General features: G+C 45.5%; 15 protein-coding genes, 3 pseudogenes and 1 riboswitch. Of the genes and pseudogenes, 3 read left to right on the forward strand and 15 right to left on the reverse strand.

Annotation, left to right across the window (positions count from 1 at the left end; genetic code table 11):
- Positions 1 to 44: 44 nt before the first annotated feature.
- The 9 genes and pseudogenes from IC803_RS12560 to asnB all read right to left on the reverse strand — a co-directional run bounded on the left by IC803_RS12560 (position 45) and on the right by asnB (position 12,628).
- A pseudogene (locus tag IC803_RS12560) lies at positions 45 to 1,702 on the reverse strand (IS1634 family transposase).
- A gap of 295 nt (positions 1,703 to 1,997) precedes the next feature.
- Complete coding sequence (locus IC803_RS18205) at positions 1,998 to 2,507, reverse strand: hypothetical protein (RefSeq protein ID WP_223811965.1); 510 nt, start codon at positions 2,505 to 2,507, stop codon at positions 1,998 to 2,000.
- Entirely contained in the window at positions 2,489 to 3,664 is a 1,176-nt protein-coding gene (locus IC803_RS12565; protein WP_223811966.1) for an RNA-binding domain-containing protein, read from the reverse strand. Before IC803_RS12565 ends, IC803_RS18205 begins: the two co-directional genes overlap by 19 nt.
- A 224-nt stretch (positions 3,665 to 3,888) precedes the next feature.
- Positions 3,889 to 4,607, reverse strand: a pseudogene (locus tag IC803_RS12570) (IS1634 family transposase); the annotation flags it as partial.
- 34 nt (positions 4,608 to 4,641) lie between these two features.
- Complete coding sequence (locus tag IC803_RS12575) at positions 4,642 to 6,039, reverse strand: IS1182 family transposase (protein ID WP_081209856.1); 1,398 nt, start codon at positions 6,037 to 6,039, stop codon at positions 4,642 to 4,644.
- A gap of 128 nt (positions 6,040 to 6,167) precedes the next feature.
- Complete coding sequence (locus IC803_RS18510; RefSeq protein ID WP_081209858.1) at positions 6,168 to 6,551, reverse strand: winged helix-turn-helix domain-containing protein; 384 nt, start codon at positions 6,549 to 6,551, stop codon at positions 6,168 to 6,170.
- Between the two features lie 75 nt (positions 6,552 to 6,626).
- The gene (locus IC803_RS12585; RefSeq protein WP_081209860.1) at positions 6,627 to 7,667 is read right to left on the reverse strand and encodes a ribonucleotide-diphosphate reductase subunit beta; all 1,041 of its coding nucleotides are present in this window, start codon (positions 7,665 to 7,667) and stop codon (positions 6,627 to 6,629) included.
- 94 nt (positions 7,668 to 7,761) lie between these two features.
- Positions 7,762 to 10,044: a ribonucleoside-diphosphate reductase subunit alpha gene (locus tag IC803_RS12590; protein WP_081209862.1), complete on the reverse strand. Its 2,283-nt coding sequence runs from the start codon at positions 10,042 to 10,044 to the stop codon at positions 7,762 to 7,764.
- Positions 10,045 to 10,174: 130 nt separating this feature from the next.
- Positions 10,175 to 10,370, reverse strand: a riboswitch (cobalamin riboswitch).
- A 350-nt stretch (positions 10,371 to 10,720) separates the two neighbouring features.
- The gene (gene asnB, locus IC803_RS12595) at positions 10,721 to 12,628 is read right to left on the reverse strand and encodes an asparagine synthase (glutamine-hydrolyzing) (RefSeq protein ID WP_081210045.1); all 1,908 of its coding nucleotides are present in this window, start codon (positions 12,626 to 12,628) and stop codon (positions 10,721 to 10,723) included.
- A gap of 275 nt (positions 12,629 to 12,903) precedes the next feature.
- Here asnB and IC803_RS12600 point away from each other — a divergent pair.
- Positions 12,904 to 13,140, forward strand: a pseudogene (locus tag IC803_RS12600) (C39 family peptidase); the annotation flags it as partial.
- A gap of 129 nt (positions 13,141 to 13,269) precedes the next feature.
- Entirely contained in the window at positions 13,270 to 14,856 is a 1,587-nt protein-coding gene (locus IC803_RS12605) for a multicopper oxidase family protein (protein WP_081209864.1), read from the forward strand.
- Positions 14,857 to 15,088: 232 nt separating this feature from the next.
- Here IC803_RS12605 and IC803_RS12610 read toward each other — a convergent pair whose 3' ends face one another.
- From IC803_RS12610 to IC803_RS12620, 3 genes are all read right to left on the reverse strand, one after another.
- Entirely contained in the window at positions 15,089 to 15,253 is a 165-nt protein-coding gene (locus IC803_RS12610; protein ID WP_223811967.1) for a HepT-like ribonuclease domain-containing protein, read from the reverse strand.
- A 10-nt stretch (positions 15,254 to 15,263) separates the two neighbouring features.
- On the reverse strand, positions 15,264 to 15,992 hold the full coding sequence (locus tag IC803_RS12615; RefSeq protein ID WP_081209866.1) for an urease accessory protein UreH domain-containing protein: 729 nt from the start codon (positions 15,990 to 15,992) through the stop codon (positions 15,264 to 15,266).
- A gap of 109 nt (positions 15,993 to 16,101) precedes the next feature.
- A complete protein-coding gene (locus IC803_RS12620; protein ID WP_081209868.1) occupies positions 16,102 to 17,076 on the reverse strand; it encodes a F510_1955 family glycosylhydrolase in 975 nt (324 codons plus the stop codon).
- A gap of 230 nt (positions 17,077 to 17,306) precedes the next feature.
- Here IC803_RS12620 and IC803_RS12625 point away from each other — a divergent pair, with 230 nt between their 5' ends.
- Complete coding sequence (locus tag IC803_RS12625; RefSeq protein WP_081209870.1) at positions 17,307 to 18,380, forward strand: YncE family protein; 1,074 nt, start codon at positions 17,307 to 17,309, stop codon at positions 18,378 to 18,380.
- A gap of 58 nt (positions 18,381 to 18,438) precedes the next feature.
- Here the strand turns inward: IC803_RS12625 and IC803_RS18210 are convergent, their stop codons facing one another.
- The 3 genes from IC803_RS18210 to IC803_RS12640 all read right to left on the reverse strand — a co-directional run bounded on the left by IC803_RS18210 (position 18,439) and on the right by IC803_RS12640 (position 20,345).
- Positions 18,439 to 18,663 (reverse strand): QcrA and Rieske domain-containing protein, encoded by a 225-nt coding sequence (locus tag IC803_RS18210; protein ID WP_233134473.1) that lies wholly within the window; start codon positions 18,661 to 18,663, stop codon positions 18,439 to 18,441.
- A 338-nt stretch (positions 18,664 to 19,001) separates the two neighbouring features.
- Entirely contained in the window at positions 19,002 to 19,142 is a 141-nt protein-coding gene (locus IC803_RS12635) for a hypothetical protein (RefSeq protein WP_158083295.1), read from the reverse strand.
- Between the two features lie 264 nt (positions 19,143 to 19,406).
- A complete protein-coding gene (locus IC803_RS12640) occupies positions 19,407 to 20,345 on the reverse strand; it encodes a plastocyanin/azurin family copper-binding protein (RefSeq protein WP_081209872.1) in 939 nt (312 codons plus the stop codon).
- Positions 20,346 to 20,509: the final 164 nt, after the last annotated feature.

Consider the following 20,509-nt stretch of genomic DNA (forward strand, 5'->3'; position numbering starts at 1 on the left):
CGATGGCAATCCTTTTTTACCATCGCCAGTTGTTCCTTATTCCATCAGACGTAAATCCCCTCGTCCATCCCTAATCCTTGCAGAATCCTTCGCTGCTCGTACGTGAGCAGTTGACCAAACGCGCGTTTGATTCGTCCATCCGGCAGTTCCAACAGGACGACCCTGACGTACCAAAACAATTGAAACATCGCTTGTCCCGTCGGTCGGGTCAGTTTCCGTCCTCCCGCCCCCTTTAATGGGTGTTCCGGAGTGATGAACGGACGCACCCGGCGCTGAAAGACGCGGTAAATCGCCAAGGCCAACAGAAACAAATAGCCCAATACTGCGACCCGTTCCGGTTTTTGGACGTAAATCGCATCCGTAAAGAACGGGTCTTTCAAGAAAGAGAAGTTCATTTCCACCGAGATTTGACCTTTATACAACTTCAAGATCTCTTTCGCATCCATCGGTTGACCTTTCCATTCCTTCGGAACGGTCGTGACAAGGACAAACCGGGACGCTTTCCGTCTCGCCTGTTCCCACGCAGCTTAGTCGAATTCCACGTTCAAACGAAGGGCGTACAGCGTCTCCATGTCCGGTTCCGCCCTTTTTTCGGACGTCCACGCCGTTTTTTCGGGCGCACGATCGCTTCGACCACGGCCTCCACCCGATGAAACCGGGGGCGAAGGGACGCCTTGAGGGACGCCAAGGCTTGTTCGGCGTCTTCCCGGCAGGAGAAGGGATGACGCTCCCAACGGACTTGTTCCTCATGAAGAAGCTCTGCTTCTTGGTTTCGTTCTTTTTCGAGCGTCTTTCCTTTTCGTTGGTCGAGCGCGCTGGATTCAACGACGATCAACCGAACCGGATGCCCCTCATACGTCGATGTCGTTTCCCACACCCGATAGGTGGCTCCGTTTTTCTCCGCGAAGGAGAATGGCTCGCTCCACGGCGTGTCTTGGGCATCCGCTTCGGCCAGCGCGGTTTTGACGATCCGAAGCGACGAAGGGCCTCTTGTGATCAAAAAGGCGTTGGCGACCTTCGTTTGCGCCAGTGTGTCTTTCGTCATGGCGGCCGAATCGGCAACATAAATCCATTCCTCTTCGATCTTCGCCTGCTTCAGCTGTTTCTGTACACGGGACAACACTTCGGGATTCCACGTCTTATCCGGTAGATTGCCGTTGTGTACATCGCCATAAAAGGGGATGCCATCCTCGTTGCCGATCAGTCCAAATCCGATCTGCTTTTGCCAGCGATGATGCCGGTTGTAGCCATACGTAATTTGCAAGGCATCCGGCGAGGCCGATTCATACGTACCGTAAACCGATACATCGGTCGTATCGGCATGGAACACCCGAAGAGGGATTCCTTCTTTCTTATACATTTGCACAAGACAGGTGGAAAGAACGGCATGGATATTGGCGTCGTACAGTCGATCAAGATGGCGCGCGATGGCATCGTCGTTGAACCAAGAAGGGGAAAGCCCCGGTCGGATCAACTTAGGCCAATCGATGTCATGCGCCCATTGTTCCAAATGAACGAGCGCTTGCCGGCCGCTCAAGATATCCAAGGTGAGCAGACAGACCACATCGCTGGCTCGAGTTTGGCATTGAGGATCCACGGGAACCAGATGATCAATCAATTGAGGGAGGCCAAGATCCTTGAAAATGGTACTTATTATATTCAAATAGGAACTTTCATAAATGGCACGGATTTGAACGCTCATGATGGAGAAACTCCTTTGCTTTCCTTGTGTTTCAAGGATTCATTCGACATGAAGATAAAAAAATCCTCCCGATTGTTGTCGAGAGGGTGCGAAATGTGAGTTTTAAACTCTTTGGTAAATATTAAAAAGACACCGGTTTAAATCTAACCGATGTCTTTAACTAAATCCTACAACTAACAATAACTATTCCTATAACTAATTAGTTAATGGAAAAACCGCGTAAAATCAATATTCGAGCAATTTTTATAACTAATTTTATTAACTAAACCTATAACTAATTTAAAACTAAGTTTAACTACTTAGTTAATACCCATTTTGGATAGCGGGCAGAACCTTGATTTACAATAGTTTTATCCTTCTTGGACATTTCTTGAAGCAAGTTTCCGATGTACCTCTTTTTTTGCTTTTCATTGAGAGCATCAGATAGTTTATCTAGCAACAAATCATCAATATCTTTCCTACTTGCCACTTTATACTGACGCAAAAATGAGATAATCAGTTGCTTATAATGCTCTTTATCAAAGGCCCTGTTTTTAATATAGGTGGTTTTATCTCCTGTAATTTCAGCGATTTTAGCGGAAACATATAGGTTTGGATATCTGCCTTCCACTAATTTTAATGCCCTTAATTTTTTTGCTTCTTCTTGTGTGATGCGTTGCTTTTTTTGCACCTTATCTAACGCAATCACTACACTCAAATCGAGATCTGTATGGCTGATAAGCATACGAGTATAGTTATAATCCAATATTTTGCCGTAAATGGTCACCTTTACTTTATTCGGTTCACTTAAATCATAATCCGGCATTGGAAAGAATCTTTTCGTTGCTCTAAGAACATTTTCTTAATTCCCGAACCAATTGTATCAATCATATTCAAATTGACCATTGCTTCGGCTAAAAAGCGATTTCGATAATATTCTTGAGGTGCATCACGTTCAATCACATTCTCAATCGTTTCAGGAATAAATTCACCAAGATTTGTAAAAATTAATTCCTCTGGTTTTTCAACAACATTAATTCGTCCTTGAAGAGTGTAATCTTGATGAGCAATACAGTTATGCAATGCTTCACGAATGACGTAAGGATCATACTGATTCACTTCAATTGGGAACAAACTTTGGTCCGGCATATAACGATATTTTAAATTGCGGATTTTTGCAAAAAGTTCATTTGTGTTTAAAATAAATGGCGGTCCAAAATGCTCATAATCCCTCTCAATGTTATGTTCGTCTTTCAAAATCCATGTCATTTTTGCAACAGCCGGCGCCAAAAAGTGTTCGGATTCAGGTTTACCAAGCAATATAATGGCTGCTCTCGTAATTTGTCCGTTAATCGTTACCCTTGCTTTATTCAGAAACGTTATATCATCCCATTTATCGACATCTTCGGCTAAACGTGGATTTTTCTTTTTATACTCTTCTCTTGCCTTCTCAATGGCCGTTTTATCTAAGTCATCAATCGTAGCACCGGGACAAATCCCAGCCGACCAATCTTCTTTCATACGTTGATTGCGAATACTTTCGATTTCTTGTATGCTGAGTGGACCTTTCGACTCGCCATTTCGGCCAAAATAATGACCTTTCCAAGATGTTGGCATTCCTTTCGGCGCAGCAGGAATTTGAAACATAATCACCCTGCCCTCTGGATAAAAAAGTTCATAAATCTCAACAAACGACAGCCCACCGTTTGTATGCCTCGATATCTCATGTTTAAGGCGATCTAAATCGGCTCTATTTTCTCTGTATTGTGTTCCAACAATTTCTTTATTTTTATCTTTTACTCCAAAAATAAGCCACCCATAAGGCTGATTTTTTAAGTTAGCCTCATTGCTTAACGCTGAAAAGTATTCACCTAAATCATCAAAACCAAAATTTTTCTTGGCTTCTTTAAACTCTACCCATTCATTTTCGGAGGGGAGGCTTCTAAATTTATCCAATAATTTTTTTAGTTCTATTTCATTCAATATCGTCACCTCCGCAAATACGATTATAGCAGTAGAATTTACTTTATGTATAACATATCGCAATTTTGCCTTATTTACTATATATTATACCTCACATTTCGCACCCTAACAGGGTTGAAAGAAAGGATTTTTCTTTCGTTATTTTAGAATCACTTTCTGACCAACACAACGAGCGATGGCAATCCTTTTTTTACCATCTCTAGTTGTTCCTTATTCCATCAGACTTAAATCCCCTCGTCCATCCCTAATCCTTGCACAATCCTTCGCTGCTCGTACGTGAGCGGTTGACCGAACGCGCGTTGGATTCGTCCATCCGGCAGTTCCAACAGGACGATCCTGACGTACCAAAACAATCGAAACATCGCTTGTCCCGTCGGTCCGGTCCGTTTCCGTCCTCCCGCCCCCTTTAATGGGTGTTCCGGAGTGATGAACGGACGCACCTGGCGCTGAAAGACGCGCTAAATCGCCAAGGCCAACAGAAACAAATAGCCCAATACTGCGACCCGTTCCGGTTTTTGACGTAAATCTCATCCGTAAAGAACGGGTCTTTCAAGAAAGAGAAGTTCATTTCCACCGAGATTTGACCTTTATACAACTTCAAGATCTCTTTCGCATCCATCGGTTGACCTTTCCGTTCCTTCGGAATGGTCGTGACAAGGACAAACCGGGACGCTTTTCGTCTCGCCTGTTCCCACGCAGCTTAGTCGAATTCCACGTTCAAACGAAGGGCGTACAGCGTCTTCATGTCCGGTTCCGCCCCTTTTTTCGGACGTCCACGCCGTTTTTTCGGGCGCACGATCGCTTCGACCGACGCCTCGACGCGATGGAACCGGAGACGAAAGGACGCCTTTAGAGACGCTAGGGCTTGTTCGGCGTCTTCCCGGCACAAAAACAGACGGCGTTCCCACTGGGTTTGTTTCTGCCGAAGAAGCTCTGCTTCTTCAAAGTGTTGAAAAAGTCGGACGTCAAGAAAAAGTTCACGAGGAGTGTGAACTTTTTCTTTTCTTTTTCTCTTTCATTTGGTAGGTTAGATATAGACCATATTGTTGAAGTGATCGCAATTTGGTCCACTTTTTGAGGTTTTGGATCAGGGCGGTGATCCAAACCTGAATTTGTACTTGCTGGACTCCACGGTATCGTGTGAAACGAAGACCGTGGAGTTCTTTGCTTTCGGCAAAACTTCGCTCAATCGTCGATGGACGTACCGATCGCAACACTTTTCCTCTCATCGATAATCGTTGTTTCCGCATTCGTTCGTAGATATCTTGATGAACGGAAACTCGAAATACACGATCCTTTGCGCCTTTTGCGGCAGGACATCCCACACAACTTCCTTTTACTGCTGGTTTGTACTCATGATATCCAGAACGGGTGGACGTCGAATAGGTGAACTTTACGCCAAAGGGACACGCATACACATCGTCTGTGACTGGCTGGAACTTTACGGAACGACAATCGGGATGTTCCTTTCGATGAAAACGTCGATACGACATATACGCCAAAATCCCTTTTTTCTCTAATTCTCTTGCTAGTCGGGCGTTATAATAGCCAGCGTCTAACACTATTTCTTCGGGAGAATATCCTACTCGATGTTCAACACGCTCGATTCGCTCCATCAAAATACGATGACCAGGCACGGTGGCGGCAGTCACGTAAGCATCCAAAATAAAATTATGCAAGGTGTCAACGATTCGATGATCGTGGAACGCAAAGAGACCACGCGGATCATGTTTGACCGATAGCCCAGCATCTGGATCTGTGGTGCTACAGATCATCTTTTTGGTTACCAGCTTCTCTGCTTTGGGCGCTAACTGTTTTTTTCCATGCTGTTGTCGTTTTTCATTGACCAGTTGTAACACGTCCTCGTCTTCTTTCACCACCATCGTCTGAATCACTGGGATGCGTTTTCGTTTATTGGCATTCGCTTTTAACTCTGTTTCATCTGCTGCCCACGTGTCTTTAGACAAGAACCCGTCTCCTTGAATCCGTTGAAGAACATGATCAAATAACGCTTCCCATACACTGGGATCGACCCGATGGCGAAGAAACTTGGAAACGCTGGAGTGGCAAGGGACTTTATCGGTGGGGGAAATGCCTAAAAACCAGCGATACGTGGCGTGTTGCTGGATTTGTTTACAGGTAAACCGAACGGATCGAAACCCTTCCAGATATTGAATCATGAGGATTTTTACAAAAATCAACGGATCAATCGTGGGGCGGCCAATGGTACTTGGATAAAACGGTTCAAGTAACTGATATACATGATTCCAATCCATCAATTTGTCGATTTGAACCAAGATATGGTTAGGATCATACATGGATTCATAAGCTTGACGATTTTGTTGAATCTCTAAGTTCGATTGGTAGTAGTACATAAGTGGTTTCTCCTCATCAGTTGTTTTCTCAACATATATCATAAAAAAACGATTTTGTCCCTTGACAAAATCGTTTTTCAACAGTCTGAAATGGTCACCAACATGGTGACCATTCCGTAGGCTGTTTTTCATATGAAATATTCATATTCATCCAGACAAACGATAATCCGGTACGGAATCTTACAATTCCACAGATATCCTTCCCCTCTTACATTCACAATAATCTGATCGGTTGGCTCGGAAAAACATTGTTCTAATTTTTTCCGCAACTTATTGATCATTTTTTTCACGTTTTCATTTCTCACAGCCTCCTCATCTCCCCAAACGTTAGCGATGATGGCATCGTATCTTTTAACCTTCGGCGCATTCTCCAGCAAATAGCGAAGCAATTTGACGAGCCGACGGGGCAAGCCAACAGAGTCATGCGGGCCATGGAAAACCGCTTGGCCCCTCCGCATATCTAAAATGACATATGTTTCATCTTCCTCAGCCAGTTTATCACGAAAGACCATCAATCAAAAGACAGACGAACGGCCTTGTCTGGCAAAAAAGCCACGCCTGAGCATAGTCAAACGTGGCTTTCCTCATTATAATTCATCAAATCCGTTATCGACTTGCACTTTCGTATATTGGCGCGGTTTTTGCTCAAAGAAATCTGATTTGCCAAGATCGACTTCTTCGTACGCCTTAATCCAGCGGAGCGGGTTTGTCCGGTAGCCGTCAAACGGACGGTCGAACCCAAGCTGATGGGCGCGGACGTTGGCGTAAAACTTAATGTACGCTTCCAAATCAGCCAAGTCGATGCCATCGATATCATGGCCGATGATTTCCCGCGCCCACTCGATTTCCAGCTCGGCTGCTTTCATAAACGCATTGCGGACAAAATCGGCTAACTCGGGCGTGCGATACTCCGGGTATTCGTTCAACACTTCTTTAAAAATTTTCGAAAACAAATCGACATGAATATGCTCGTCGCGGTTAATGTAATTGATCATCGTGCTCGTCGCCACCATTTTTTGTTGGCGCGCGAGGTTGTAGAAAAAGGCGAATCCCGAGTAGAAAAACAATCCTTCTAAAATGACATCAAAGACGATCGACTGCAGCAAATGTTCCACGTTCGGCTCTTCGGCAAACGCCTTGTAGCCGTTCGTCACAAAATCGTTCCGCTTGCGCAGCGTCGGTTCGTTCCGCCAAAAGTCGAATACTTCATCTTGCTTCGTTTTCGGCACTAGACTTGAGAGCACGTACGAATACGAATGGTTGTGAATGACTTCCTGCTGGGCGAGCATGATCATAAGCGCGTTGATGCTCGAGTCCGTAATGTAATCGGCGACGCGCCCGGCGTAGTCGGTTTGAATGCTGTCAAGCAGCGCTAGGAGACCGATGATTTTCAAAAACGCCTCCTGCTCGCGGGCGGTTAATTGCGGAAACTGCTTCACATCTTGCGCCATATTGATTTCAAACGGCGTCCAAAAGTTGGCGAGCATTCGCTTATATTTCGCATACGCCCACGGATAGGCAATATCATCCCAGTTCAACACATTCGAACAGCGGCCGTTGATGATGCCCGTCGAACGGTTCGGCGCCTCTGGATCCATAATTGGCCGTTTGACTAAGCGGATCGTCATGGTGTCGATTCCTTCCTTTCTCTTTCAAGTATCGTGATGCGCGGCCAACCGTGGACGCTCCGCCCGACCAAGGGCGTTTGTTGCCCCCCTTTGGTCAGCTCGCGCACGAATCGCACTCTTCGATCGTCCCCGATGTCGAGCGCACGTAATACGTCGTTTTCAACCCCGACTTCCACGCTGTCAAATGCAAATCGAGCAACTCTTTTGCCTTAATCGTGTTCATGACGTAGAAGTTAAATGAGATGGCTTGGTCGACATGGCGCTGGCGAGCGGCGTTTTGCTTGATGCTCCAACGCTGGTCGATATGGTGCGCCGATTTGTAATACCATGTTGTCTGTTCGTTTAGATCCGGCACGGTCACAGGAATCTTATAATCTTTCTTTTCCTCGGCATACACTTTTAAAAAAATGGGATCAATGCTCGCCGTGCTGCCAGCGATGATCGATGTCGAGGCGTTCGGGGCGATGGCCATGATATAGCCGTTGCGCACCCCGTAACGGGCCACATTGCTCTTGAGTCGGTCCCAATCGAGCTTGCCGTGGCTTTGGTAGCCGCGCCGTTCGAAATAAGCACCCGTTTGCCAATCCGATCCCGCAAACGCCGGGTAGCTCCCTTTTTCTTTAGCGAGCTCCATGCTCGCTTGAATCGCCAAATACGCGATCATTTCATACAGTTCATCGGCGTAACGCACCGCTTCCTCCGACTCCCAGCGAATGCCTTTTAACGCCAGCAAATGATGCCAGCCAAAGGTGCCGAGCCCGACAGCGCGGTATTTTTCGTTCGTCAAGCCGGCCTGCAGCACCGGAATGTTGTTTAAATCAATGACATTATCGAGCATCCGCATTTGAATCGGGATGAGCCGCTCCAAAACCCCATCGGTCACCGCGCGCGCCAAGTTGATCGACGATAAATTGCAGACGACAAAATCGCCCGGGATTTTTTCGATCACGATCATCCCGTCTTTCACATATTGCCGCTTCATCACCGTCGGGCTTTGGTTTTGCGCGATTTCCGTGCAAAGGTTGCTGCAGTAAATCATCCCGAGGTGGCGATTCGGATTTTGCCGATTCACTTCATCGCGATAAAACATGAACGGCGTCCCCGATTCGAGCTGGCTGCGCATAATGCTTTTCATGACTTCGATCGCCGGCACTTTTTCTTTCGACAGCCTTGGTTCGTTGACGCATTGCCGGTATTTTTCGCGGAAACTCCCGCTCCCTTTTTCCTCGTCATAAAAGTCTTCCAAGCTAAATCCCATCACCTTCCGCACTTCATGCGGATCAAACAAATACCAGTCGCCGCGCTGTTCGACCTGTTCCATGAACAAGTCAGGGATGCAAACGCCGGTGAACAAATCATGCGTCCGCAGCCGTTCGTCGCCGTTGTTGAGCCGCGCATCGAGAAACGCAAAAATGTCTTTATGCCACACATCCAAATAGACGGAAATGGCTCCCTTTCGCTGCCCCAGCTGATCGACGCTCACCGCTGTATTGTTCAGCTGCTTCATCCACGGGATGACGCCGGAGGAGACCCCTTTGAATCCTTTGATATCGCTGCCGCGCGACCGGATTTTTCCTAAATAGACGCCGATGCCGCCGCCCGATTTCGATAAATTGGCGATGTCGGTATTGCTGTCGTAAATCCCCTGCAAGCTGTCATCGACCGTATCAACAAAGCAGCTCGACAGCTGGCCGTATGACTTCCCGGCATTGGCAAGCGTCGGCGTCGCCACGGTCATGTATAGGTTGCTTAACGCCCAATACGCTTCCTTCACCAACTCAAGCCGCCGCTTTGGCGGCTCATTCGCCATAAGCGTCATGGCGATGATCAAAAATCGCTCCTGCGGCAATTCATACAGCCGCTGCTCATAATCGCGGGCCAAATACCGGTCCGCGAGCGTGCGCAATCCTATGTACGTAAACAACTTGTCGTTCTTGGGGTCAAGAAGCGCACCGATGGACTCAATTTCTTCTTTCGTATAACGTTCAAGCAGCAGCGGATGATACACTCCTTGTTCCGTCAGCGCAACAAGCAGGGAGTAGAAATCGCCATACCGATCACGCTCATCGTACTTGCGCTGCCGTGCTGCCTCTCGGTACAGTTGCTGCAAATACAGCCGGGCGCACACAAATGTCCATTCCGGCTCCTCCTCACTAATATACGACAGCCCTTCCAAAATGGCGGTTTGATACAGTTGCTCGACGGTGACCATCTCTTTTCGGCTGAGAAGCTGCCATACACGTTCTTCATATTCCTCAAGCGACAAACGGGCAAAGCCTGCCGCCGCCCGCTCCACCAGCATGGCAAACTCCTCGCGCCGAAACGATTTGTCTTTTCCTTGATCATCGACAACAATAGACTTCGTAGACACTGTCATTCGTTTCCCCACTCCTTCCATAAAAAAATCCGCTCGGGCAGGCGAGCGGATGAAACGACAGATGGAAAAAGGCAGACGAACTCCCTTTTTCTTTTCCCCTATCGTTTCATCTTCTCACACCCCGAAGAACATGAAACGTTCCAAGCAAGGCAGGTCTCCTGACTCGTGCATCGTCCTACTTTGGGGCCTTCCCAGCGGGGCGCTGAATGGCTCTTGCCGCCAGTGGCCATCCCATTTCGTCCGCACATACAGTTGCGGGGGCAGTTCCGGATTCACACCGGATTCCCTATTAAGTCCTGATGGACACCATTGCTTGGTCGAACTATATGTAGTTGTATTCAATTCCCACTAATTCAATATATAGTAATATAGTGCTTGATGCAACTGATGGAACTAGCATATAACAAAGTGCGTAATTTTGCAAGTACGAACAAACTGGATAGCTGAGAAAAATCAGAACAAAAGAGAAGAAAGGACGTTCGAATTCGTCAAACAGGCGGGAGATGCAGCCGTATTGAGCAAAACCAATCTGGCAGCCCAGCTAGGGGCTTTGAGTCTACTCACCGCTCAAGAAATTTCGAAACGTCAACGAAACATTGATTCCCATTGATAGACTCAACTGCGCAAAAAAAGCGTCCCAGGTGTATTCTGGGACGACCCTACTGTTCTTTTCCTGTTACGTTTCCAAACCCGACACCCGTCTTTCGTCTGTCTGCGCTGATCGGACAAAATCATACTTCCCTTCCACATACACTTGATGCCAAACCATAAACGCCAAGACCGTCCACAGCTTGCGGCTATGGTCCACCTTGTGGCGGGCATGTTCATCCAGCAGCCGATAGAGTACGTTCTTATGGAACAGATGATCGGTCTCGCTTTCGTGGATGAGCTGTCTCGCCCAGTCATACATTTCGTTTTTCAGCCAGTGGCGAATCGGCACGGGGAACCCTAATTTTTTTCGGTTTAACACATGATCCGGTACGATGCCCTCAGCCGCTTTGCGCAAAATATATTTCGTCGTGCCGTTGGCTGTTTTCATGTCAGGGGCGATTTGCATAGCAACCTCAAACACCTTTTTATCTAAAAAAGGAACGCGCAGCTCAAGCGAATGGGCCATCGTCATTTTATCTGCCTTGACTAAAATATCACCCCTCAGCCATGTATGAAGATCAATATACTGCATCCGGTTGACGGGTGGGTAATGCAGCGCTTCGCGGTAAAAAGGAGCGGTCACTGTCGTATATTCGCGCCCCTCTTGATACGTTTTGAGCAACGCCGCTTTTTCCTTTTCGCTATACATTTTCGCATTGCCGATATACCGTTCTTCAAGCGGTGTCGTGCCGCGCTCCAAAAAGCTTTTTCCTTTCATTCCATCCGGAAGCAGCTTCGCGATCATCCGCAGCACAGTTTTTACAATGTTTGGCATGCGCGCAAACAGCCGCAACGACTCTGGTTCGCGGTAGATGTTGTAGCCGCCAAACAGCTCGTCCGCCCCCTCGCCGGAAAGCACAACCGTGACATGCTTTCTCGCCTCACGAGCGACAAAATACAGCGGCACAGCCGCAGGATCGGCAAGCGGATCGTCCATATGCCACATGATTTTCGGCAACTCTTCCATATACTCCTGCGGCGAAATAACATAGCTCATGTTCTCTACCCCGAGCTTCTCTGCGGTTTCTTTTGCGACATCGATTTCACTGAACCCTTCCCGCTCAAACCCGACGGAAAAAGTCTTCAAGTGCGGATGGAATTGTTTCGCGATGGCGACGATGAACGATGAATCAATGCCTCCCGACAAAAACGCACCGACCGGCACATCGCTGCGCATATGGACGTTGACCGAATCAAACAGCGCATCGCGGATTTTCTTGATAAGCTCCTCTTCCGATTGGCGAATGGGCTCGAAGGATGCCTTCCAATAACGATGAATGGTGAGCGATTTTCCGACTTTTTTCTTGAGATAATGCCCGGGCTCCAACTTGTAAATGCCGTCTGACATCGTCAGGGGCTCAGGGACATATTGGAACGTTAAATAATGCTGCAGGGAGTCGCTGTTTGGCGATTCCTGTCCGAGGGCCAGCACGACGCTTTTCTTTTCCGAAGCGAAAAACGTGCGGTCTCCTTGCTCCGCATAAAAAAGCGGCTTGATGCCAAACGGATCCCGCGCCGCAAACACCGTTTTCTCTTGCTTGTCCCAAATGACAAACGCAAACATCCCGCGCAGCTTTTCGACCGCTTTTTCTTTTTCCGCGCTGTAAAGGGCAACAATCACCTCGGTATCCGAATGCGTCGCAAACGAATATCCTTTCGCCGCCAGCTCTTCCCGCAATTCAAGATAGTTGTAAATTTCCCCATTAAAAATGATCCAATATCGATCATTTTCATAAGACAGCGGCTGATGTCCCGCCTCCAGATCGATGATGCTCAAACGCCGAAAACCAAAACTCACGTAGTCATCAAAAAAATACCCCTCATCGTCGGGGCCGCGATGGGTAATCAGGCGGTTCATCTCCACCAACATCGTTTTCCATGTTTGCTCCATCGCTCTCGGGCGATCATGGATACAGCCAATAAAACCGCACATTGTGATGATTGTCCCTCCACTTTGTAAGAAGAATCCAAAAACAACATCAAAAACCTTTTTGTCTAAAACGAAGATGAAGAATGATTTATACAAAGACATTTTCATTCTATCGTACACAAAATCAAGTTTCAAAAACAATCTGTTTCCATTTTTTCAGGAAAACTGCTTGCAAGATTTTCAGTTCCTCATAATATTAACGATAAAATATGGAGAAAGTGTGAATTTCACCATTTTTGCACATAGCTCTGTTACTTTAAACACATACATGTTATAAGATCACAAACACCACCTTTCGTCCTCTTCCTCTCTCTGCCTTTCGAGAATGCCCCCCCTCGCAAGGACCGATCAAAATCACGTATCGGGAACACGCGGTGCTCATTACGGGATACGATGAGCAGTACATTTATTTCAATGATCCATTGACCGCTGTCAAAAATCAAAAAGCACCGAAACAAGACTTTATCGACGCTTGGGCTCAAATGGGAGGGCAAGCGATTACGTATCGCCGTTAGACATCGGCGAATCCGAATCGCTTGCTTTTTTTTACATTTCGATTGAACGATTTTCTCCATACATTTTGCACATCTATTTTTTATCATATTATTGCATCTCCCACTACAAGCTTAAGGAGGGAAAACGAAATGAAGAAATGGCTGCTCGGCGCCATGTTCGCAGGGGTAGTAGCGATTGGCGCAGCTTGCTCAAATCCATCTTCCATGCAGGGACACGACATGTCTGGAATGAATAAGAAAAAAGAAAATACTTCCGCAGAAACGAGCCAGCAGCAATTGCCTTTAGCAACCAATACAGAAGTATTATCCGGGAAAGAAATTCACCTTACTGCGAAGGAAGCGTTATTATCCATTAATGGTCAAATCAAACTCCCGGTATACACGTATAATGGATCCGTGCCTGGTGCACAAATCCGCGTGAAGCAAGGAGACAAAGTAAAAATCGTAGTAAAAAATGAATTGCCAGAACCGGTTACGATTCACTGGCACGGCTATCCTGTTCCTAACAGTCAAGATGGAGTACCGGGTGTCACGATGGACGCCATTAAACCGGGTGAAACGTTTACGTATGAATTTACAGCAACGGTACCGGGAACGTATTGGTATCATTCCCATCAAAAAAGCGCAGAGCAAGTGGACAAAGGATTATACGGCACGTTGATCGTCGAACCAAAAAATGAGGAAAAAGTGGATCGGGACTATACTCTTGTGTTAGACGAATGGATGAGCGACCCGGACGCCGAAAGCCATATGGACATGAATATGAGCAGCATGAACCATAGCCATACGGGACATGGAAATAGTTCCGATGGCCAACAAATGGATATGAACAGCATGGGACATAACATGAATATGTACGATCTTTTCACGATTAACGGAAAAAGCGGAGCGGCTATTGAACCGTTAAAAGTGAAAAAAGGCGAAAAAGTGCGACTTCGTCTTGTCAATGCAGGGTACATGTCCCACAAGCTTCATTTGCATGGACATGAGTTTAAAATTGTCGCAACGGACGGCCAACCGCTAAAGAACCCGCAACCAATCAAAGATGAACTGTTGAATATCGCTCCGGGTGAGCGCTACGACATTGAGTTTATCGCCAATCACCCGGGTGAATGGTTATTAGAATGTCACGGGAATATGAAAGGTGCCGATGGCATGAAAGTGAAAATTCAATACGAAGGACAAGCAAACAATACGGACAAAGCAAATGCAAAAGAAAACCTCCCTGTCGTGGATATGACAACATATGGAAAATATGAAGCAGGTCCATTTACGTTAGACCAAAAATATGATGTAGAGTATACAATGGATTTAGGAACGGCCATGGGCAAAAATGGCATGATTTTCACGATTAATGGAAAAACGTATCCTGACACAGCGCCTATTCATGTGAAGACAGGAGATTTAGTAAAAGTAAAAATCGTGAACAACTCGCCGATGGATGTACATCCGATGCATTTACACGGCCATTTCTTCCAAGTGTTAAGCAAAAACGGCAAGCCGGTCACAGGCTCTCCATTGATCAAGGATTCCTTAAATGTAAACCCTGGTGAAGAATATGTCGTCGCGTTTAAAGCGGATCATCCGGGAAATTGGATGTTCCATTGCCATGACTTGCACCATGCTTCAGCGGGAATGGTGACAGAAGTCAAATATACCGACTACAAATCGGACTATACTCCAGATCCGAATGACACAACCAATAAAGGTGAATAAAAAAGCTGAAGGGGCTGACCCAAAACACAAATTCGTTTTCGGTCAGCCCCTTTCTTCTTATTACCATATATAGGTATAAAACAATCACCAAAAAACAATATGTTTATTTTGTTTAAGAAAAATCACTCCCTTAGGCCAATCCCCTTTTTTGGATAACGAGCTATCCCCAAACAGCGTATACGGTTTGAATTGAAGTCTAACTTTCATTTCGCAATCGTTCAGCGTGCTGTTTTCACACAGGAATCTTATTTCGAACGACATCCCACACAATTCGATAATTAATGGAGAAATAACTGTGGATCAGCATATCCCTCATGCCAGCCATCTTTCTCCATTCAATATATGGGGATGCTTGCCTGATTTCGTCTGGAATGTTTTTGGCTGCTTCTCCAATCACTAATATGTTTTTAAAACCAATAAGTGATGGTATCTAACATGCCCAGTAATACCATCACAATTCCAGCGGTTTGCTGAATGAGCTTCCCTACCCGTCTTCCTTTTTTCATGACAGTACCGCTCAATCCTAAGTACCAAAGGATGAGGATGAATAAAATAACCGGTATAGAAGTTCCAACGGCAAAGACGCTCGGCAACAACACTCCATAAGACGTTGAGTATACGAGAGGCATGAGAGTCACAAAAAATAGAACAAACATCGTTGGACAAAAAGCTAACGAAAAACCTAATCCCATGAAAAACGAGCCGATTTTTCCTTTTGCCCATCTCTCCGGCACTCTGAACAAAGTGACATTCCAATACATTTTAAAAAGCCCTAACAAATACAAGCCTACGAGAATAAGAATCGGTCCAATGAGCTTTCTTAACCATGGAAAGTATAGTGTCAGTGTACTTTGAATCTCCTTCCCCATCAACCAGACGATCAAGCCTAATCCGGAGAAAGCAATGATCTTTCCGAAAATAAATAAAAGCAGCTCTCTCCAAGCGATCCCCTTTTGCAGAGATTGGTTGCTGTACAATGTGATTGCTCCTAGGTTGCTAGTCAGCTGGCACGGAGCCATCGCTCCGACGATGCCAAGAAGAAACGCTGACAAAATAGGAAATGCTGTTGTGCTGTTGGTCATATTAAGAAACGGCTGGCTTAGCAGGTTGCTGATTTGGCTTAGGAATGAATACACTCTTTTTCTCACCCTCTTCATCTATTACTTATATTGTAGCAGTGAATTTTGCAAAAATTATGGAGCGATATATTTTTAGGCAAACAAAAAGACATGCGCCCGCATGTCTCTATATTTCCCCTTCTGATGCTAGTTTTGTCCAACTGTCACCGTTATTTTTTGTCATAAAAATATTCCCCTTCATCGTAACAATCACTATTTCTTTGTCGTCTCCTGGATTTGAAGTGATATACATGATATGGTCTTTTTCATCCAATGGCGGAACAGAAAGAACCTCTTCTTGCTTTGTGTCTAATGATTGTTTGATGAGTACAGGCTGACCATTCTCTACAGCCGCAAATACAACGGACTTCTCTTGAAACGTAAATGTCGTCGTATCCATTTTTCTCGTAAACCGCTCAAACGTATTCCCGTTATCTCTCGAAATGAACACTCCTTCGGCTGTACTAATTCCGACCATATTTTCATCCGTCGGGTGAGCGGCAATCGTTCCCGCCGCCGTTTGCGGCAAGCCGTCCAATTGACTTGGCGACCACGTTTTGCCGTCGTCTTTACTGTAAAATACCCCTTGTCCAAGTGTTTTATTTTCTTCTTGATTCACCACATAGATAGTATGGCTTTTATAACCAACCGTCATATAATGGAAATCGGACTCTTTATAAAATCCTAAATTCATTAATGTTTGTCCATTGTCAAAACTTTTCACAAGACCAAGTGGATTTCCTAACGATGAACCTTCTTCAGGATGTCCCGATGAATAAAAGCCGTCGTCCGTAGCTGAAAAGCCCATATAATCATGTTTATTGGAGACCGTTTCATACCACTTATTGTTTTGGTAAACGAGCAACCCTTTATGAGTAGCAAAGTAAACCGCATTTTGATTGCGTACATAACCAACTCCATGCAAATGTTCGATCTTCCCTTCCTTTTTTTCTTTAAAGAAGGGATTATTGGCAACAGATACATTCGATTTTGACTGTTCTTTGCTCGTAATAAAAGCCTGTTGTTTTTCGTTGGATGATGAACAGGCGCTTAAAAGAAGAAGGACGGATGTCATGATGATGGCTTTTTTCATTTTTGTCATAGATGTTCATTCCCCTTCACGCATAGTGTAAATCGTCGCATATTTTCTACCTAGCCATTTAAAATTATTTTATATTTTACATGATAAATTTGCAGAATCTATGAATTTCGATAAACTGTAACGATTTGAAGACATTTTATTCCCATTGTGAAATTTATCACAGCAACCTAACCCATTTGTCAATATCATGTCGGTAGACTCAACCTAAAGCAAAAGGAGGAAAACCGCTCATGCGCAAAACCGCGATTGCATGGTTATCGTTATTGGCGATGTTGGCGTTTGTTCTCGGGGGGTGCGCAACCAATTTCCCTCAAGATAAAACCGAACCGGAGAAAAATGGGCAGTCAGCCGCCTCTGAACAAACAGAAGAGGCGAAAAACGATTATTATTTCACTGCCAACGAGGGCGGAAGCATTTCAAAAATTGATGTCAAAACAAACGAAGTAGTCGCAACGATCAACGTGGACGGCGCGGTCCATAACGTCCAAGTTTCTCCCGACGGAAACATTCTCGGTGCCACGCTAGTTCCGGAAATGCACCACGGTCATGACCAGTCAATGGATATGAAGGGATTAGCGTTGTTTTATAACACGGAAACGAATGAATTGATCAAGAAAGTGAAAGTAGGGCGCCATCCCGCCCATATCGTTTTCACTGAAAACGGAAAGTACGCTCTCGTGACCAATAATGAGGACGATGACGTTTCGGTGATTGATATGGGGAGCTACTCCGTCATTCAAACGATTCCAACCGGGAAAGGCCCACATGGATTTCGTATCTCAAAAGATAGTCGATACGCATATGTCGCCAACATGGGGGAAGACAGCGTAAGTGTTCTCAATCTAAAAACGATGAAGGAAGAAAAGAAAATAAAAGTAGGATCTACCCCTGTTACAACCGGCATTACTTCGGACGGCAAAACGTTGGTCGTAACGTTGAATGCCGAAAATGCCTTGGCCATTGTTGACGTAACAAGCGGGAAAGTGGAAAAAGTCCCTGTCGGGCAAGGGCCAGCCCAAGTGTATGTAGATCCTAACGATACGTTTGCTTATGTCGCCAATCAAGGGACGAAAGAGACGCCATCCCATTCCGTAAGCAAAGTAAACATCAAAACAAAACAAGTCGTGGCCACGATTGAGACAGGAGACGGGGCGCATGGGGTCGTCACGAGCCCGGATGGCAAGTATGTTTTCGTGACAAATATGTTCGACAACACCGTAAGCGTCATTGATCAAGAACAAAACAAGGCAATCCAAACGGTTCAAGTAGGCGAAATGCCCAACGGGATCAGCATCATGCCGTAAAGGGAAAAGCAGCAGGTTGGACGTTCCGGCCTGCTGCTTTTCTGCGGAAAACTAATTTTCATTTTTCCCTTTTCCTCGGGCTCAATACGGCAATATACACATTGCCATCTTGAACATAAGCGTCAAATATATCTAACGGTCTTGGCGGCGGCCCCGCTACATTGATACCATATTCGTTATATTGCCCCGCGTGGCACGGACATAAAAAGCGGATGCCTGTTTTCTGCGTGTTCTCCTCAGCATCTCCAACGGTGCAACCTAGATGGGTGCAAACCGGGGACATAATGAGTAAAGAACCGTCTTTATTTTTGTTAATGTACACAACCCCTTCCCGTTCTTGTTCAGTCCATGCATCTTTTATGGTAGCTTTGTGCGGCACCTTTTTGGGGGAATTCCCCTTTTGTTAATTCGCTTAGAGGACCGAGATTAGCCATTGAACTTGTATTCACCGTTTTCTTATCGTTGCTGCAGGCAGTCAGTCCTGCAGGCAATACCGAAACAGCCAGCAGTCCAGCCGCCCCCTTTAACGACCTGCTAAGAAACTCTCGGCGATTCAACATAAGATTTTCCCTCCTTCCCTCCTCTCATATAGGGAGGTTCATGAAATAAGAGGGGAATCGATCAGCGTTTATCGCGCAATGCGAGCTTTACCGCCAAATACACAACCAATCCAATGGCAAGCAAATGAAGAAACCAGCCGAGAATGCCAATCCCCATCATCCCCCAGCCACTCATCATCCCACTCATCATCCCATTCATCATCCTTATCACCCCTTGAATCATCTAGAAATCATTTTCATTGATCGAATACTCCCATTTACACTTGATGCGACCAAAAACCGATCCACAACGTTTTCATCATCTTCCTTTTGCCTTACTTTAAGATATAGAGGAAAAGTGTGGAGAAAATATTGATAAGAACATAAAAATATTTGTCAAGGCTTTCGCAAACGTTCATTTCCCTTTTGGTCGCCACGCCTTCTATTGGCCAAAACAAATGTCGAGAAGGTCTCGGCAGCCATCATCTTATGAAACTTTCGCCCATCCAACCATACCAGATTCTTTATGCCCTGGAACCGTACAATAAAATCGAAACACACCGCTTTCGATTGGTATGAACGTCACCTCGGCTGTTTTCCCTGGCAAGGAATGAACATGAACGTTCGCATTTTCTGCATGGTTTTCATGGTCATTCCGCTGTAACAAGGACGCCTTCATATTTTCGAATTCAATGTCATGTTCCACTCGACCGCTGTTTTTTAGAATTAAGGTCACAGGTTGCCCTACAGTCAGTTGCAGACTTTTAGGAAGGTAAACAAATTCCGTTGCTTCAATCACTACCTTTTTCCCCTTTGTTTCGATGCTTAACGGAGGTGCAGCTTGGTTGTGGTCCTCCATAAAATGGTTCAAGGACGAATTCGTCATTGGAAGATCAGAAGACCGAGCAAATTCATTATATAAATGGTTATACAAATAGAAAAACAGCGGAAGGGCGATTGCTAACCATAGCGGGTTATGGAATAGTTTATTTATCAAAAATGAATGATTAAAACCCGCTTCTTGTTGAAGCATGTATAGAACAATACAAGTCATTCCAACAAATAGAACAAGCATAATGTGGACCGTAGGGTCTTGATATTCAGGCGCAATCATTTCTCCTAACATCGCTCCCATCATGCCGCCCATGACTCCTGATAAAACACCGTCGATGATGGCCATGATGCTAATCGGCATTCCAGCGAAAAATCCAGCTAAAAACCCAAAAGTCATTCCTAAAATGGTTGATAAAAAGAGATTGCCATTGTAAGAAATCCCAGCCAGCAGGCCGCCTGTCAGCCCCGCCAACATTCCTAACGCCATGGCCGCCATCATTCCAGCCATGCATGTGATTTTCTTCCTTTTGATAAAGATGAAAGCAATCACAACGAAAGACAAAACCGCCGCGATTCCCCCAGTGAATAACATCGGCAACGGATGATCCCTCCTGCAAATGTTTATTTGTACACATATATGTGTGCAAATACTAGGTTAGTCCATGTCAGTGAACACACCGGCTGAGTTTGAACAAAAATAGAGAACGTGTCGTCCGATTACAGCTTTTTGTATTACACCTGCATGTATTCTGTTCA

Source organism: Geobacillus sp. 46C-IIa, from assembly GCF_014679505.1.
In the GTDB taxonomy this organism is placed as follows: Bacteria; Bacillota; Bacilli; order Bacillales; family Anoxybacillaceae; genus Geobacillus.